Source organism: Marinobacter sp. C7, from assembly GCF_022343555.1.
Lineage (GTDB): Bacteria > Pseudomonadota > Gammaproteobacteria > Pseudomonadales > Oleiphilaceae > Marinobacter.
The window spans coordinates 145306-161380 of the sequence record NZ_JAKQZH010000004.1 but is presented as its reverse complement, the minus strand read 5'-3'; the positions used below and the strand labels follow the sequence as shown (position 1 = coordinate 161380).

Genomic DNA, 16075 nt, shown 5'->3' with positions numbered 1-16075 from the left:
ATGCAGCGTTCAGTACATGAGTTATTGACACCTCGTACCATTGACGTGAAAGAATCCAGCGCCACGCGCGCCAAGGTGACCCTGGAGCCGCTCGAGCGGGGCTTCGGTCATACCCTGGGTAGCGCATTGCGCCGTATTCTCTTGTCTTCGATGCCGGGCTGCGCCATTACTGAAGCGCAGATCGACGGTGTCCTGCACGAGTACAGCGCCATTGAGGGTGTCCAGGAAGACGTCATCGAGATTCTTCTGAATCTCAAAGGCGTCGCCGTGAAAATGAACGGCCGGGACGAAGCTGAGTTGACCCTCAGCAAGAAAGGCCCGGGCGTTGTGACAGCCGGTGACATCAAGCTGGATCACGATGTCGAGATCGCCAACCCGGACCATGTGATCTGTCACCTGAGTGAAAACGGTGAATTGAACATGCGTCTGCGTGTTGCCCGCGGTCGTGGCTATGAGCCGGCCGACCAGCGTGGTCTGGACGAGGACGAAACTCGCGCCATCGGACGCCTGCAGCTGGATGCAACCTTCAGCCCGGTTCGCCGCGTGGCTTACGCCGTTGAAAGCGCACGGGTTGAGCAGCGTACTGATCTGGACAAGCTGGTAATTGATCTGGAGACCAATGGCACCATCGACCCGGAAGAAGCGATTCGCCGGGCGGCAACCATCCTCCAGCAGCAATTGGCAGTGTTCGTTGATTTCGATCACGAGAAAGAGCCGGAGCGTGTCGAGGAAGAGGAAGAAATCGATCCGATTCTGCTGCGTCCGGTAGATGATCTGGAATTGACAGTGCGTTCAGCTAACTGCTTGAAGGCTGAGAACATTTACTATATCGGCGATCTGATTCAGCGCACCGAAGTTGAGCTGCTGAAGACGCCTAACCTTGGCAAGAAGTCGCTGACCGAGATCAAGGACGTCCTGGCGTCCCGTGGTTTGTCTCTGGGCATGCGTCTTGATAACTGGCCGCCGGCTAGCCTTCGTGGCGACGACCGGGTTCTGGGCGGTTAATCGCCGATTAGTTTAAGGTAAGGAATCAGAGCAATGCGTCATCGTAAGAGTGGTCGTAAGTTCAGCAGGACCAGTGCGCATCGCAAGGCCATGTTCCGTAACATGACTGCGTCACTGGTTGAACACGAGCTGATCAAAACAACGCTGCCGAAAGCCAAAGAGCTTCGTCGGGTAGCCGAGCCTTTGATCACGCTCTCCAAGAATGATTCGGTTGCAAACCGTCGCCTGGCGTTCTCTCGCCTGCGCAACGATGCAGCAGTAGCCAAGCTCTTTGACGAGCTGGGCCCGCGCTACAGCGACCGTCCGGGTGGATACCTTCGTATCCTGAAGTGTGGCTTCCGTGCTGGTGACAATGCCCCGATGGCATTTGTCGAGCTGGTAGGTCGCCCGCTGGATATCGAAGCGGAAGAAGTGGACGACGACGAAGAGTAAGTTCTTCGCAGTGGTTCAGAAAAAACCGGGGGTGGAAACGCTTCCGGTTTTTTTGTGGCCGGAATTAAAGCGGGGGTCAGAAGAAGGCGTTCTTCTGACCCCGGGTTTACCCCTGGCCCCAGAAGGGTGTCCATAAAAAAGGGGTCAGATGAAAGCGTTCATCTGACCCCAGGTTCACGTCGGGCTCCGAAGGATGCCGTCGTCGTCTCAGCTCTTCGCCAGCATCGGTTTCAGATACCGCCCGGTATGAGACACCGGATTTTCTGCTACCTCTTCCGGCGTTCCCTCGGCGATGATTTGCCCACCTCCGGAGCCGCCCTCCGGTCCCAGGTCGACAATCCAGTCGGCGGTCTTGATTACGTCCAGATTGTGCTCGATGACCACAATAGTATTGCCATGGTCGCGCAGCCGCTCGAGAACGTTCAGCAGCTGCTGGATATCGTAGAAATGCAGGCCGGTGGTCGGTTCGTCCAGGATGTACAGCGTCTTGCCGGTATCCCGCTTGGACAGTTCCTTGGCCAGCTTGACCCGCTGGGCTTCCCCGCCGGACAGGGTGACGGCGCTCTGGCCCAGGCGGATGTAGGAGAGTCCTACGTCCATCAGGGTCTGTAGCTTGCGCGCCAGGAACGGAACGGCATCGAAGAATTCGCGGCCCTCCTCCACGGTCATTTCGAGGACTTCGTGGATGTTCCTGCCTTTATACCGGACCTCCAGGGTTTCCCGGTTATAGCGCTTGCCCTTGCATACGTCGCAGGGCACGTAGATGTCGGGGAGAAAGTGCATTTCTACCTTGATGACACCGTCACCCTGGCAGGCCTCGCAGCGACCACCCTTGACGTTGAAGGAGAAGCGGCCTGGTTTGTAGCCCCGCGAACGCGCTTCCTGGGTGCCGGCAAACAACTCCCTGATCGGCGTGAACAGCCCGGTATAGGTGGCCGGATTGGAGCGGGGTGTACGGCCAATCGGGCTCTGGTCGATGTCGATTACCTTGTCCAGATGATCCAGGCCCTTGAGCTTCTGGTAGGGCGAGTGGTTCAGGCTGGTTGCCTTGTTCAGCTTGGCGGCCGCCACCGGGTACAGGGTGCTGTTGATCAGCGTGGACTTGCCGGAGCCGGATACGCCGGTAACGCAAGTCATGACGCCCAGGGGGAGGTTCAGGGTCACATCGCGAAGGTTATTGCCGCTGGCGCCGGTGAGGGTCAGCTGCTTGCCGGAGCCTTTGTTACGCTTGGCAGGTACTGCGATTTCCTTCTGGCCACTGAGATACTGCCCGGTCAGGGAGCGTTCATTGGAAATGATATCCCGGGGCGTGCCTTGGGCAACCACATGCCCTCCGTGAACACCGGCACCGGGCCCGATGTCGATAACGAAATCGGCGGCGCGAATGGCGTCTTCATCGTGTTCCACCACGATCACGGTATTCCCAAGGTCCCGCAGGTGGGTCAGGGTGGCGAGCAGGCGGTCGTTGTCCCGTTGGTGCAGGCCGATGGAGGGTTCGTCCAGAATGTACATGACGCCCACCAGCCCGGCGCCGATCTGGCTGGCCAGCCGGATGCGCTGCGCCTCGCCCCCGGAGAGGGTGTCGGCACTGCGTTCGAGGGTCAGGTATTCGAGCCCGACATTCACCAGGAACTGGAGCCGTTCCCGCACCTCCTTGAGGATCTTTTCCGCGATCTCGCCTTTCCGGCCCGGAAGGGCCAGTTGGTGAAAATAGTTGTGGGCTTCACCCACCGGCAGGTGGGTGACATCCGCCAGATTCCGCTCCTCGATGAACACATGCCGCGCACTACGGCGCAGCCGTGAGCCACCGCACTCCTTACACGGCTGGGTGCTCAGGTTCCGGGCGAGTTCTTCCCGCATGCTCTGGGAATCGGTTTCCCGGTATCGACGCTCCAGGTTCGGCAGGATGCCCTCGAAGGGATGCGCCTTTTCCATGATGTGTCCACGGGAGTTTACATAACGGAACGGGATGTCCTCGGTGCCCGAGCCGTAAAGCAAGACCTGCTGAAAGGAATCGGGAAGGTCAACCCAGGGCGTCTCGAGGTCCATGCCGTAATGCTCGGCAACGCTCGCCAGCATCTGGAAGTAGTAGACTGCCCGTCGGTCCCAACCCTTGATCGCACCCTCTGCCAGGGTGGCTTCGGGGTGCTGGATGATCTTTTCAGGATCAAAGAACTGCTTTACCCCCAGCCCGTCACAGGTAGGGCAGGCGCCGGCGGGGTTATTGAAGGAAAACAGCCGGGGTTCCAGCTCGCTCAGGGAATACCCGCATTGCGTGCAGGCGTAGCGGGCGGAGAAGGTGTGTTCCTCGCCCTGGCCGGTCATGGGTGCGACCAGCGCGATGCCGTCGGCCAGCTCAAGGGCGGTTTCAAAGCTCTCGGCCAGCCGCTGTTCCAGTCCCTCTTTGACCTTGAAGCGGTCGACGACCACGTCGATCTGGTGTTTGCGTTTTTTGTCCAGTGCAGGCACGTCGTCGATGTCGTAGACCGTCCCGTCCACCCGCAGTCGGATAAAGCCCTGGCTGCGCATGTTGTCGATCACATGAAGGTGCTCGCCTTTACGGTCACGGATGACCGGGGCCAGGATCATCAGCTTGCTGCCCTCGGGCATGGCCAGGACCTGATCCACCATCTGGCTGACGGTCTGGGCCTCCAGGGGCTGGCCATGATCCGGACAGCGGGGCTCTCCGGCACGGGCGAACAACAACCGAAGGTAATCGTAGATTTCGGTGATGGTGCCGACCGTAGACCGGGGATTGTGAGAGGTGGACTTCTGTTCGATGGAAATCGCCGGCGACAGGCCCTCGATGTGATCGACATCGGGCTTTTCCATCATGGACAGGAACTGTCGGGCGTAGGTGGAGAGGGATTCCACGTATCGACGCTGCCCCTCTGCGTACAGAGTGTCGAAAGCCAGCGACGATTTCCCGGAACCGGACAGGCCCGTGATCACGATCAGCTTGTCCCTCGGCATATCCAGGTCGATGTTCTTCAGGTTGTGAGTGCGAGCACCCTTGATCTGGATATGGTCCATAACACCTCTCAGTCTGGAAAAACGAGAATTATACCGTGTTGCCGTAAGGACGGTGAAACCGGTGTTGACCGAGACGGTTCCGGGAGTCCCTCGGTCCGGTCGGTTCTGATACAATGCGCCGCCTGCGGGAGGTATCTGGCCTCCCGGTGACATGCTTTCAACCCCCCCGGCTGAGGTGAACACCGCGATGAACGCGCTGGAAAAACGCTCCGTAGCAGCCCTGGCATCGGTCTATGCCATGCGAATGCTGGGGCTGTTCATGGTCATGCCGGTGTTCATGCTGCTCGGCGAAGATCTCAGGGGTGCCACGCCTGCGTTGCTTGGTCTTGCCATTGGTGCCTATGGCCTGAGCCAGGCCCTGCTGCAAATTCCTTTCGGTCTTCTGTCCGACCGGGTCGGCCGCAAGCGAATGATCTATCTCGGGTTGATTCTCTTTGCCTCCGGCAGTCTGCTCGCCGCTGCGACTGACTCCATATACGTTGTAATCGCCGGTCGGATTCTCCAGGGCGCCGGGGCCATCGCCAGCGTGTTGATGGCACTGCTCAGTGATCTGACCCGGGAAGAGGAGCGCACCAAGGCGATGGCAACAGTGGGCATCTCCATCGGGTTGTCGTTTTCCGTGTCCCTGGTGTTGGGGCCCTTGCTGGGCGCCGTCTGGGGGCTCCAGGGTATTTTCTATGCCACCGCGGCCCTGGCGGTAATCGCCCTGGTTGTGGTGAACCGGGTAGTGCCGACCCCGCATCAGCACAAGATCAGCGCCGATACCCATCCGGCAAAAGACATGCTCGGCCGGGTGCTCATGGATGGCCGTCTGGTACGGCTGGACTTTGGCATCTTCGCCCTGCATCTGGTACTGACCGCGCTGTTCCTGGTGTTCCCGTCAGTGCTTGAGGGGCAACTGGGGCTGGCGGCCAGTTCCCACTGGTGGTTCTATCTGACGGTCATGGTGACCTCTTTCTTCGCCATGGTGCCGTTCATCATCATCGGCGAGAAAAAACGCAAGATGAAGCCCGTGCTCTGCGGCGCCATAGCGCTGCTGACGCTGGCGACCGCCGGTCTGGCCGGATTGGGGGCGAGCCTGATGCTGGCGTGGGTCGTGTTGTTCTTCTTTTTTATGGCGTTCAACTTGCTGGAAGCCAGCTTGCCGTCGCTGATCAGCAAGGAGGCGCCGGCAGCAAGCAAGGGCACAGCGATGGGGGTGTATTCCACCTCCCAGTTCCTCGGTGCGTTTCTCGGTGGTGCCCTGGGAGGGGTCCTGTTGGAAGCCGCCGGGGTGGAAGGCGTGGTCTGGCTGATGGTGGCGGTACTGGCGCTCTGGTTGCTGGTCGCGCTCACCATGCCGGCGCCGGGTTACACCACCAGTTTCGTGGTACAGTTGCAGCAGGCGGTCAGCCAGACTTACGACGATATCGATGATCGCCTGCGGCGCCTGCCCGGGGTTCAGGATGTGGTTATCGTCGAAGATGCCGCAACCGCCTATCTCAAGGTGGACAAGCAGAAGTTTGATGAAGGGTTACTTGCGGACCTGGCGTTTGTCCGGCAGGGTAACGGTTATTGAAATCTGGAGAGTCGCAGGGAGTGCGGCCTCCCTTGAAAACATTCTCAGGAGTTAACGATGGCACGAGGCGTAAACAAGGTCATTCTTATTGGCAATCTGGGGCAGGACCCGGATACACGCTACACCCCGAATGGTAACGCGGTGGTGAACCTGAATCTGGCAACAGATGAGAGCTACAAGGATCGTCAGACCGGCCAGCTGGTGCCAAAAACCGAGTGGCACCGCGTGGTGTTGTTTGGCAAGGTGGCCGAGGTTGCCGGCCAGTATCTGCGTAAAGGCTCCAAAGTCTACATCGAAGGCAAGCTGCAGACCCGGAAATGGCAGGGGCAGGATGGCCAGGACCGTTACACCACCGAAGTGGTGGTGGATATCAATGGCCAGATGCAGATGCTCGACAGCCGAGGCGGTGAAGGTGGTATGAGCCAGGGTGCTCCGGCAGGCCGCCCGCAGCAGTCAAACTACAATGCTCCGGCGGGACAGCAGAATGCACCGGCCCAGGGTCAGCAGTCAGGCGGCTACAGCCAGCCCTCTCAGGGGAGTATGCCTGAGCCGGTTGACGATTTTGATGACGATATCCCCTTCTGATCTCCGTATCAGACCTGGCATTAGAGCCAAAAGCCCCGGATTGCAAGCGCGCCCGGGGCTTTTTGTTACGCCAACGCAAAAGAACGTGAAATGGCTCAAAAAAACATGGAAGTGCGCTCACTTTTTGACCTATCATTGCGGGTCAGAAGGAACTTCGTCTGTAATTCAGGCGCATAATGATAAAAGGGCCTTGCGAGTGGCCCTACTTCCAGCGCTGGTTCATGATTCAAACACCCTTATTAGAAAAGATCACCGCACTTTTTAAGCCCGGCGGTTCTACTGTGCGCGTATCCCTGGAGGTACGACCGGACGGCATTGCCTGGGCTGTTGCGGGTTCTTCACTGGCGCAACCTGTGGGATTCGCCGAATGTCGGCCGGCCCACAGGGTTGAGGTGCTCCGTTCTCTGGCCGATCAAAAGGGCTGGGGCAATGCGGTAACGGATCTTGTCTTGCCCATGGAGCAGTACCAGGTCTTCCAGATGGAACGCCCCACGGGCATCGAGGACTCCGAACTGGCCGACGCCCTCAAGTGGAAACTCAGGGATCTGCTCGAATTCAGCCCTTCCGATGCCATATCCGATGTTTTCCCGTTTCCAGCCGATGCTGCCCGAGGTCGGGGGGAGCTGGTGAATGTCGTCGCCGCTCGTAAGTCGCTTCTCAAGGATCTGGTCGAACTGCTGCAGGCGTCCGGGCTCAAGCCCGGTCGTATCGATATTGCGGATCTGGCCCTGCGCAACCTGGTCGCGAGACTGGACCCGGAAAACAAGGGGGCGGCCCTGGTTCACCTTCGGGAGAATTACGGCCAGATGGTCATTTGCCGTGGCCAGACTCTTTATCTTTCCCGACGTCTGGATGTGTCTGCCTCAGGCCTGCGAGATGCCGCCCGGCAAGAGGGCGTCGTGCAGGCGTTGGCACTGGAACTGCAGCGATCCCTGGATTATTACGAAAGCCAGATGGGGCAGGTGCCACCGGCCACGATCCGGCTGGTGGCCAGCGACAGTGTGTTACCCCTGGCCTCGATGTTGTCTTCCTATCTGGCCGTGGGTGTCAGTGACCTGGACTGGACCGCAGTGGGGCTCGAGAGTGCCGTCGATAGCCGCTGCCTGACCGCCTGGAGTGCCGGCTTGCCGCTGGCCGGGGAGGCGGGCAAATGATTCAGCAGGTCAACCTGTACACACATGAATTGCGTCCGCGCGAACAACGTTTGTCGGCGGGTAGGGCCGTCGGAATTACCGTGGTGTTGATGCTGGTGATGGTCGGGTATGGCCTCTGGCTCCAGTATCAGCAGGGACAGCTGACACAGCGAGTGGTTGGTCTGGAGCAGCAGAACGCCCGGCTAGGAGAGGCGGTGGCCGAGTTGTCTGATGCGGTAGAGCGTCGGCAGCCGGATCCCGAGCTGGAAGCGGCCCTCAGACGGATCAGTGACACCCTGGCCCGGCGCCAGCGCCTGCTTGAACGGGTGCAGGGGCTGGTGGTGAAGCCCGGCAGCGGCTTTTCCCCACAGATGGCGGCCCTGGCGAGGCAGATCCCGGAGAATGTCTGGCTCACGGGCATTGTCCTGGAGGCGCAGCCTCAGAGAGTCCAGCTTGAAGGGCGCACCCGGGCCTCGGAACAGGTGCCCGTGTACCTGGAACAGCTGGGTCGGGCACCCGCCTTTACCGGCCGGACTTTCAGTGTGTTTCGGCTTGACCGCCCTGAAGAGGGCGATTGGGTGGAATTCTTTGTGGCCAGTGAATCTGGCGTCGGGGAGGAATCATGAGTGACGCCCGACAGAATGGCCTGGCAAAGCTCGGGCAGTGGTTCAATGATCGTCCCTCCCGAGAGCGACTGTTATTGCTGCTGACCCTGTTGGTGGTCGTCGTCTTTGCCGGGTGGGAGTTCGCACTGGCTCCTCTTGCCCGCGATGTTCGCAGTCTGGAGAGCCGCCAGGCGCTGGCGGAGATGCGTCAGACTGATCTGCTCGCCCGGCAACAGGAACTGGAGCAGGTATTGGCTCAGGATCCCTCGGCGGAGCTCAGGCAGCGCCTGCAGCAGCGCCAGCGCCGGCTGGAGCAGCTGGATCAGCAGGTCACCGAGACGGCTGGTCAGCTGATCGCACCACGGGCGATGGTGGCATTGCTGCGAGAGATTCTGGTGGTCCAGGAAGGTTTGACCCTTCAGGAAATGGAATTGAAAACGCCGGAACCGATCTACGCAGAGTCCGGAACATCCGGCTCCGGAACAGATGGTGCGGCAGAGGCGCAGCCTGAACCGTTGCTGTTTGCGCACACCGTGGAACTGCGGGTTCAGGGCGGGTACCTTGAGGTGCTCGCCTATCTGGAGCGCCTCGAGGCAATGGACGACCGGCTCGGCTGGGTGCGCCTGAAATATGATGCGACTACCTGGCCTGCCGGTGAAGCGGTGATCGAGGTCCGGACATTGAGTCTGGACAAAGCCTGGCTGGGGGTATGACATGAGACTGGCAGGATCGGTAATCGCCATCATCACTCTGCTCGGCAGCATGCCCGTGGTTGCCCTCCAGGATCCCACCAGGCCACCGGGCCTTCATGATGCTGCGGTCAGGAGCCTCCCGTTGAGGTCTTTGTCCCTGGACTCGATTGTCTATGGCGAGGATCGCAAGGTGGCCGTGATCGAAGGGGAAGCTCTGAGGGAAGGTCAGGGCGCCAATGGTATCCGCGTGAGAAAAATTCATCAGGACCGGGTCGAGGTGCTGGACCGGGGCAGGCCCCGGATTCTCTACCTGGACAAGCTTCCGCAAGTGCGGGGAACCCAATGACGGACATTCAGGCAACCATGATTTCCATAAAAAGACTTGCGCTGGTCGTTGCTGCGGGGGTGGCCCTGAGCGCCTGCAGCAACAATCCGCTGATGCGCACGGGGGCGGCAACTTCCACGGATGCAGCGGATGACATCGTCCGGACCCTTGAGCAGGCCGAGGCCGGGGCAGAGTCGAAGAACGAATCCCGCCAGCCGGCCGCTTCTGCCATGCCTGCCGACATTAGCGCCCAGCTTCTGCCGCCTCTGTCAGCTGACAACGATCTGGAAGAGCGCTTTGATGTCAATGCCCGTGGTGTGGCCGCAAACAGCTTTTTCCAGTCGCTGGTGGCGGGCACCCGTTTCAACGCAGTGGTGCACCCGGAAGTGAATACCACCATCGATCTCCGGCTCCGGGACGTTACAGTGCCAGAGGTCATGGACATTGTCGCCGATCTGTACCGCCTGGATATCCAGCGCAAGGGGCGTCTCTTCCAGGTCAATGCCGATCGCATACAGACCCGGATCTTCCCCATCGACTACCTGCATTTCAAACGCAGGGGTGGCTCCGAGACCCGGGTGAGTTCCGGCCAGGTAACCAGTTCCCGTAACAACGCGAGTAATGGCGATGCCAGCAGTGGAGAAACCCGAAGCCTGATCGGCACGGCCATCTCCACAGAGACCGAATCGGATTTCTGGCAGGATCTGCGCACGTCTGTGGAGATGATTGTCAGTTCGGGCGAGAGTGGCCAGGTGATCGTGAATCCCGGCTCCGGCCTGATCATGGTGCGCGGCGGCTCCGAGCAGCTGCGACTGGTGGAGGATTACCTGCGCCGTACCGAACTGATCATGCAGCGCCAGGTGGTGCTGGAGGCCAAGATTCTGGAAGTGGCGCTCAACGAGGGCTACCAGCAGGGCATCAACTGGTCTGATCTGCAGAGCGCTTCGTCTGTGACGGCGTCTGACGGCCTGCCGGCAGACTTCACCGCCCAGAGCCTGGCCGGGCAGACCATTCGTACCTCCGATATCGGTGGCCTGTTCTCCGCCACCTTCCGGGAAGGCAGCTTTACAGCACTGATCGAACTGCTTGGCACCCAGGGTAACGTGCAGATTCTCTCCAGCCCACGGATTTCCACGGTGAATAACCAGAAGGCGGTGATCAAGGTGGGCACGGACGAATTCTTCGTCACCGATATCGACTTTGATGACGAGAACTCCACCGTGACCGGTTCGGACAGTACCTCCACGTCGGTGGAGCTGACACCGTTCTTCTCGGGCATCTCCCTGGACGTGACGCCGCAGATTGGCGAGGACGGTAACATTACTCTGCATGTGCATCCGTCCGTCAGTGAAGTGAATGATCAGGAAAAGGTGATCACCATTGGAGAGCGGGATGTGACCTTGCCTCTGGCGGCCAGTAAGGTGCGGGAGACGGACAGCGTGATCCGGGCCGAAAGCGGTCAGATCGTGGTGATTGGCGGCCTGATTCAGAATACCAGTGAGGATTCCAATTCCTCGGTCCCCTTCTTCAGTGAAATCCCCCTGGTCGGTGAGCTGTTCAAGCAGCGCCGGTTTGAATCCCGCAAGAGCGAGCTTGTCATCCTGTTGCGGCCCGTGGTGGCCCAGCCGTCAACCATGAACGCGGATGTTGCCGCCAGTCGGGAGCGTATGGAAGTACTGCGGGAGCTGCTGCAGTCCTCGCGGTCAGTCACTCCGGAACCGGAGAAAGCGCCACGCTGATATGTACGAGAGCCATTTCGGACTGCAGGAAGCACCCTTTGCATTGACGCCGAATACCCGCTATTTCCTGCGGGCGCCCAGCCATGCCGATGCGCTGGAGCTGCTGCTGGTGGCGCTGCAGGAGCGGGAGGGCTTCATCAAGATCACTGGTGAGGTGGGCACCGGCAAAACGCTGCTGTGCCGGTTGTTGCTCAACAAACTGGAGGGCAGGGCGAGCACGGCCTATATCCCCAACCCGCACCTGCCGCCTGAGACTCTGTACGAGGCCGTGGCAGAGGAGCTCGGGGTGGATGTGACCCGCTGCGCGAATACCCACCAGGTACTCAAGGCCCTGAATCAGAAGCTGATCGATCTGGCGCTGGACGGGCAGCCGGTGGTGCTTGTGATTGATGAGGCCCAGGCCATGCCGGAGCCCACTATCGAGGCACTGCGGCTGCTCACGAATCTGGAGACCGAGAGCACCAAACTGTTGCAGGTGGTGCTGTTCGGTCAGCCGGAACTGGATGCGGTGCTTGGCAAGGAGAGCCTTCGCCAGCTGCGCCAGCGCATTACCTTCCAATACCGGCTGAGGGCGCTCGACCGACAGGCGGTTGGCCAGTACCTGCGCCATCGGCTGACTCAGGCCGGGTATAACGGTGGCGAGCTGTTCGCCCCACCGGCTCTGAAGCTCATCACCCGGGCATCCGGCGGTGTTCCGAGGCTGGTGAATGTCCTGGCGCACAAGTCCATGCTGGCGGCGTGGGGGCAGGGTGCCTGGCAGGTGAATCGGGCCCACGCGCTCAGTGCCATCAGGGATACCGAAAGTGCCAGACAGCCCGGTCTGTTGGCGAGGTGGTTATGAGCCTTCTGAACGACGCACTGCGGGCAGCGGAGAAACGCCAGCAGAAGCCGGAAGCACCTGCTGCCTATACCGGCCAGGGTTACACCGTGCCGACCGGGAAGAACCGGCTGGTGCCGGTGCTGCTGATGCTGGTGGTCGTCTTGGCGGCGGTCTCAGGTTACGCCCTGATGGGCGGCAACCAGGGTGTCCCGGAAACGGCAGAGGCACCGGAATCTCTGCCGCCGGTCTCGGTGCAATCTGCGGACAATGCCACGGAGTCCCCGGTCCATCAGGAGCAAGAGGATCGGGATGCGGAGGTTGCGGCCGAAAAGCCAGCCGCCGAACCGGTAAACGTCAGAGAACCGGAGCCGATCACCGCGAAGGTGGCTGAAGAAGCGCCGGAATCCGCACCCGGAAATGCGCCAGCGCCCGCCCCCGAGCCAAAGAGCGATCCGGCGCCGGCCCCGGAAAAACAGGTCGCTCAGAAAAAACGGTCGGAGCCCGAGAAGGCAGCGGTCAGCCAGGCGCAACCGGTTGAACCGGAAACCGAACCGGCACAGGTTAAAGAGGCGCGGGAAACCCCGGAGAGTATTGATCGTCGTGTGAGTCGAGAGCTGGCTTCCCTGCTCAGGCAAGGCCGCTCCCGGGATGCGGCGGAAAGGTTGCGGTCGTTGCTGGCGGAACAGCCGGCGCCGGTGAGCCGCGCGACCCTGGCCAGGGCCCTGCTGGTGGAGGGCCAGCCGGAAATCGCGCTGGCGTGGTTGCCGGCATCAGAGGTGATGACCGTACCCGAATTGCGCTTGCTCCGGGCCCGGGCCCTGCTGGCCACCGGCGAGCTTGACGGCGCAGTAACCGTCTTGCGCAGTCAGATTCCGCCACTGCAGGGGCACATCGAATACCGGGTAACTCTGGCAACCCTGCTCCAACAGGCCGGCGAGAGTGGGGAGGCGGCTGAACAATGGACTGCACTGCTGACCACAGATGACAGTCGGGCCGCCTGGTGGGTGGGCCTCGGTATCTCGCTGGAATCGCAGGGCAAGGCTGCCAGCGCCCAGCGGGCCTATGCCCAGGCTGCAGCTTTACCCGGTTTGTCCCCCTCGCTGGCGGACTATGTTCGTGAACGTTTGAAACAGTTACAGGCAGGCTGAATGGCAACGGAACCAAAGAAAAAGCTCCGTCTTGGCGACCTGCTGGTGCAGAACGACGTCATTACCGAGGAGCAGCTGAAAACCGCGCTGCGCGAGCAGAAAAACAGCGGGCGCAAGCTGGGCAAGACCCTGGTGGACCTCGGTTATGTCGATGAAGACACCATTCTCAACATGCTCTCGCGACAGCTGGACCTGCCTTTCGTGCAGCTGCGTCATTTCCGTTTTAACGAGCAGTTGGTGCGCCGGCTCCCGGAAGCCATGGCCCGTCGTTTCCGTGCGCTGGTATTGAACGAGCAAAACGGCGAGTTGCTGGTGGGTATGGCTGACCCCCTGGATATCTTTGCCTACGACGAGCTGGTGCGCGTGCTGAAGCAGCCGATCCGTCAGGCCGTGGTGCGGGAAAGTGAGCTGCTCTCCACGCTCGATCTCGTCTATCGTCGCACGGAAGAAATTGCCTCCCTGGCCGAAGAGCTCGAGGATGAGCTTTCGGACGATGCCTTTGACCTGGCCAGCATGTCGGCCGAACCGGAAAGTGAAGACGCGCCGGTGGTCCGACTGCTCAAGACCCTGTTCGAAGATGCGGTTCAGGCCCGCAGCTCCGATATCCATATCGAGCCGGATGAGACCATAGTCCGAATCCGTCAGCGGGTGGATGGTGTGCTGCAAGAGCATGTGATGAAGGAAAAGCGGGTCAACGCCGCGCTGGTCCTGCGCCTGAAACTGATGGCCGGCCTGAATATTTCCGAAAAACGGCTGCCTCAGGATGGGCGGTTCAATGTGCGGGTCAAGGGCCGCAGTATCGATGTCCGGATTTCCACCATGCCGGTGCAGTACGGTGAATCCGTGGTGATGCGTCTGCTGGACCAGAGTCAGGGGCTGCTGGATCTCGACAGCATCGGCATGCCCGAAGAACTCCTCCAGCGTTTCCGGCGCATGATCCGAAAGCCCCATGGCATGATACTGGTGACCGGACCGACCGGTAGCGGGAAAACCACTACGCTGTATGGTGCGCTGAGCGAGCTGAATCGCCCGGAAGTGAAGATCATTACTGCCGAAGACCCGGTGGAATACCGGCTGCCCCGTATTACCCAGGTGCAGGTCCACCCCCGGATCGGCCTGGAGTTTGCCGATGTCCTCCGCGCCGGCCTGCGCCAGGATCCCGACATCATGCTGGTGGGTGAGATGCGGGACCGCGAGACTGTTGAAATCGGTCTGCGCGCGGCCATGACCGGTCACCTGGTGTTATCTACATTGCACACCAACGACTCCATCAGCAGTGCCATGCGGCTGATCGATATGGGGGCAGAGCCCTTCCTGGTGTCCAGTTCCCTGCTCGGCGTCGTCGCTCAACGCCTGGTGCGCCGGGTGTGTGAGAACTGCTCCGTACCCTATGAGCCCACGGAACAGGAGAGCGTGTGGCTGGAGACCTTCGACCTCGATCCGCTCGACCGGGAAGCCGGATTTGTCCACGGGCGCGGCTGCTATCAATGCAGCAACACCGGCTACAAAGGGCGGATCGGCGTTTACGAAATGCTCGAGATGAACGAACCGATGCTCGATGCCCTGCGCCAGAAGGACGTTTCCGCCTTCAGCCGGGCAGCGAGACAGAGTCGCCTGTATCGGCCGCTGGGTCGGTGTGCCATGGACTATGCCTTGCGGGGCGTGACCACCCTGGAAGAAGTAGCCCGTGTGGCGGCCACCTCGGAGGGCGACTTCTCGCCCGAAGACGAATTTCCGGGGCCGGATGAACCTCTGGGTGGAGGTGCCTGATGCAATTCTCCTACCGGGGTAAGGATGCCAATGGCAGCCTCAAGCAAGGTTCCCTGATTGCGGGCAATGCCGATGCGGCCGCCGCAGAGTTGATGCGCCGGGGCATCACGCCACTGACCATCCGGGAGCAGGCCGAGTCCCGATCCTTGTCCGACCGGGTTAACCGGCTCGTGGTATTCCGGGGCAACGTCACCCTGGATGAACTGATCGTCTTCTGTCGGCAGATGCACTCGTTGACCCGGGCTGGCATCCCCCTGATCCGTACCATGCGCGGGCTGGCGGAGACCTCCCGTTCGCCGGTACTGGCGGAAGTGCTGGATGATGTGACGGCGCGGCTTGAAGGCGGCACCGCCATGGCCGTGGCCATGCAGGCCCATCCGGATGTTTTCTCCGACATGTTCGTGGCCATGATCCACGTAGGCGAGAATACAGGCCGGCTGGACGATGCCTTCAAACGGCTTGCCGAGATCCTGGAACTGGAGCGGGACACCAAACGTCGTCTGAAACAGGCCATGCGCTACCCGACGTTCGTGGTGGTGGCACTGCTGGCGGCCCTGATGGTGGTGAACTTCCTGGTGATTCCGAAGTTCGCTGCGGTGTTCAACAAGCTTGGTGCGGATCTGCCGTTCCTGACGCAGGTGCTGGTCGGTACCTCCAATTTCCTGCTCGGGTACTGGTATGTGGTGCTGTTCGCGCTCGCCGCCGGCGGACTCTTGCTGCGGCAGTGGAAGCAGACCGAGCAAGGCAGGCTCACGTGGGACCGGTACAAATTGAGGCTCCCGGTGATAGGCAACCTGCTGGAGCTGATCACCCTGAGCCGGTTCTCCCGGAATCTGGCTTCCATGCTCGCGGCTGGTATGCCGGTCAACCATGCGTTGACCGTGACCGGAGAGGCCACCGATAACGCCTGGATCGCCATGCACATCCGGGATATGCGTGCCGGGATCGAGCGGGGTGAGAGCCTGCTGCGAACGGCACGGCAATCTGACATGTTTACGCCCCTGATCCTGCAGATGATTGCGGTCGGGGAGGAAACCGGTGCGGTGGACGAAATGCTCACCAGCGTGGCGGATTTCTACGACGAGGATATCGATTACGGCCTCAAACGGCTGGCGGAATCCATCGAGCCGATCCTGATTGTTGCCATGGGCATACTGGTGCTGATCCTGGCGCTGGGTGTCTTCCTGCCGATCTGGGATCTCGGCTCGGCAGCCATGGGGCGGGGTTGAA

General features: G+C 60.7%; 14 protein-coding genes. 13 read left to right on the top strand and 1 reads right to left on the bottom strand.

The window, feature by feature from the left end:
• Both MD273_RS16825 and rplQ read left to right on the top strand, forming a co-directional pair.
• Entirely contained in the window at positions 1-1005 is a 1005-nt protein-coding gene (locus MD273_RS16825) for a DNA-directed RNA polymerase subunit alpha (protein ID WP_092005462.1), read from the top strand.
• Between the two features lie 33 nt (positions 1006-1038).
• Positions 1039-1437 (top strand): 50S ribosomal protein L17, encoded by a 399-nt coding sequence (rplQ, locus tag MD273_RS16820; RefSeq protein ID WP_092005465.1) that lies wholly within the window; start codon positions 1039-1041, stop codon positions 1435-1437.
• A gap of 207 nt (positions 1438-1644) precedes the next feature.
• Here the strand turns inward: rplQ and uvrA are convergent, their stop codons facing one another.
• Positions 1645-4470 (bottom strand): excinuclease ABC subunit UvrA, encoded by a 2826-nt coding sequence (uvrA, locus tag MD273_RS16815; RefSeq protein ID WP_239038970.1) that lies wholly within the window; start codon positions 4468-4470, stop codon positions 1645-1647.
• Between the two features lie 187 nt (positions 4471-4657).
• Here uvrA and MD273_RS16810 point away from each other — a divergent pair, with 187 nt between their 5' ends.
• The 11 genes from MD273_RS16810 to MD273_RS16760 all read left to right on the top strand — a co-directional run bounded on the left by MD273_RS16810 (position 4658) and on the right by MD273_RS16760 (position 16074).
• Positions 4658-6028: an MFS transporter gene (locus MD273_RS16810; protein ID WP_239038969.1), complete on the top strand. Its 1371-nt coding sequence runs from the start codon at positions 4658-4660 to the stop codon at positions 6026-6028.
• Between the two features lie 57 nt (positions 6029-6085).
• Positions 6086-6613 (top strand): single-stranded DNA-binding protein, encoded by a 528-nt coding sequence (gene ssb / locus MD273_RS16805; protein ID WP_239038968.1) that lies wholly within the window; start codon positions 6086-6088, stop codon positions 6611-6613.
• A gap of 281 nt (positions 6614-6894) precedes the next feature.
• The gene (locus MD273_RS16800; RefSeq protein WP_239038967.1) at positions 6895-7767 is read left to right on the top strand and encodes a biogenesis protein MshI; all 873 of its coding nucleotides are present in this window, start codon (positions 6895-6897) and stop codon (positions 7765-7767) included.
• Complete coding sequence (locus tag MD273_RS16795) at positions 7764-8372, top strand: PilN domain-containing protein (protein ID WP_239038966.1); 609 nt, start codon at positions 7764-7766, stop codon at positions 8370-8372. Before MD273_RS16800 ends, MD273_RS16795 begins: the two co-directional genes overlap by 4 nt.
• Complete coding sequence (locus tag MD273_RS16790; RefSeq protein ID WP_239038965.1) at positions 8369-9064, top strand: MSHA biogenesis protein MshJ; 696 nt, start codon at positions 8369-8371, stop codon at positions 9062-9064. The genes MD273_RS16795 and MD273_RS16790 overlap by 4 nt, the downstream gene beginning before the upstream one ends.
• A 1-nt stretch (position 9065) precedes the next feature.
• On the top strand, positions 9066-9389 hold the full coding sequence (locus MD273_RS16785) for a hypothetical protein (protein ID WP_239038964.1): 324 nt from the start codon (positions 9066-9068) through the stop codon (positions 9387-9389).
• Complete coding sequence (mshL, locus tag MD273_RS16780) at positions 9386-11107, top strand: pilus (MSHA type) biogenesis protein MshL (protein WP_239038963.1); 1722 nt, start codon at positions 9386-9388, stop codon at positions 11105-11107. The genes MD273_RS16785 and mshL overlap by 4 nt, the downstream gene beginning before the upstream one ends.
• Position 11108: 1 nt before the next feature.
• Positions 11109-11948: an ExeA family protein gene (locus MD273_RS16775; RefSeq protein WP_239038962.1), complete on the top strand. Its 840-nt coding sequence runs from the start codon at positions 11109-11111 to the stop codon at positions 11946-11948.
• The gene (locus MD273_RS16770; RefSeq protein ID WP_239038961.1) at positions 11945-13075 is read left to right on the top strand and encodes a tetratricopeptide repeat protein; all 1131 of its coding nucleotides are present in this window, start codon (positions 11945-11947) and stop codon (positions 13073-13075) included. The genes MD273_RS16775 and MD273_RS16770 overlap by 4 nt, the downstream gene beginning before the upstream one ends.
• Positions 13076-14845: a GspE/PulE family protein gene (locus MD273_RS16765; protein WP_239038960.1), complete on the top strand. Its 1770-nt coding sequence runs from the start codon at positions 13076-13078 to the stop codon at positions 14843-14845.
• On the top strand, positions 14845-16074 hold the full coding sequence (locus tag MD273_RS16760; protein ID WP_239038959.1) for a type II secretion system F family protein: 1230 nt from the start codon (positions 14845-14847) through the stop codon (positions 16072-16074). Before MD273_RS16765 ends, MD273_RS16760 begins: the two co-directional genes overlap by 1 nt.
• Position 16075: the final 1 nt, after the last annotated feature.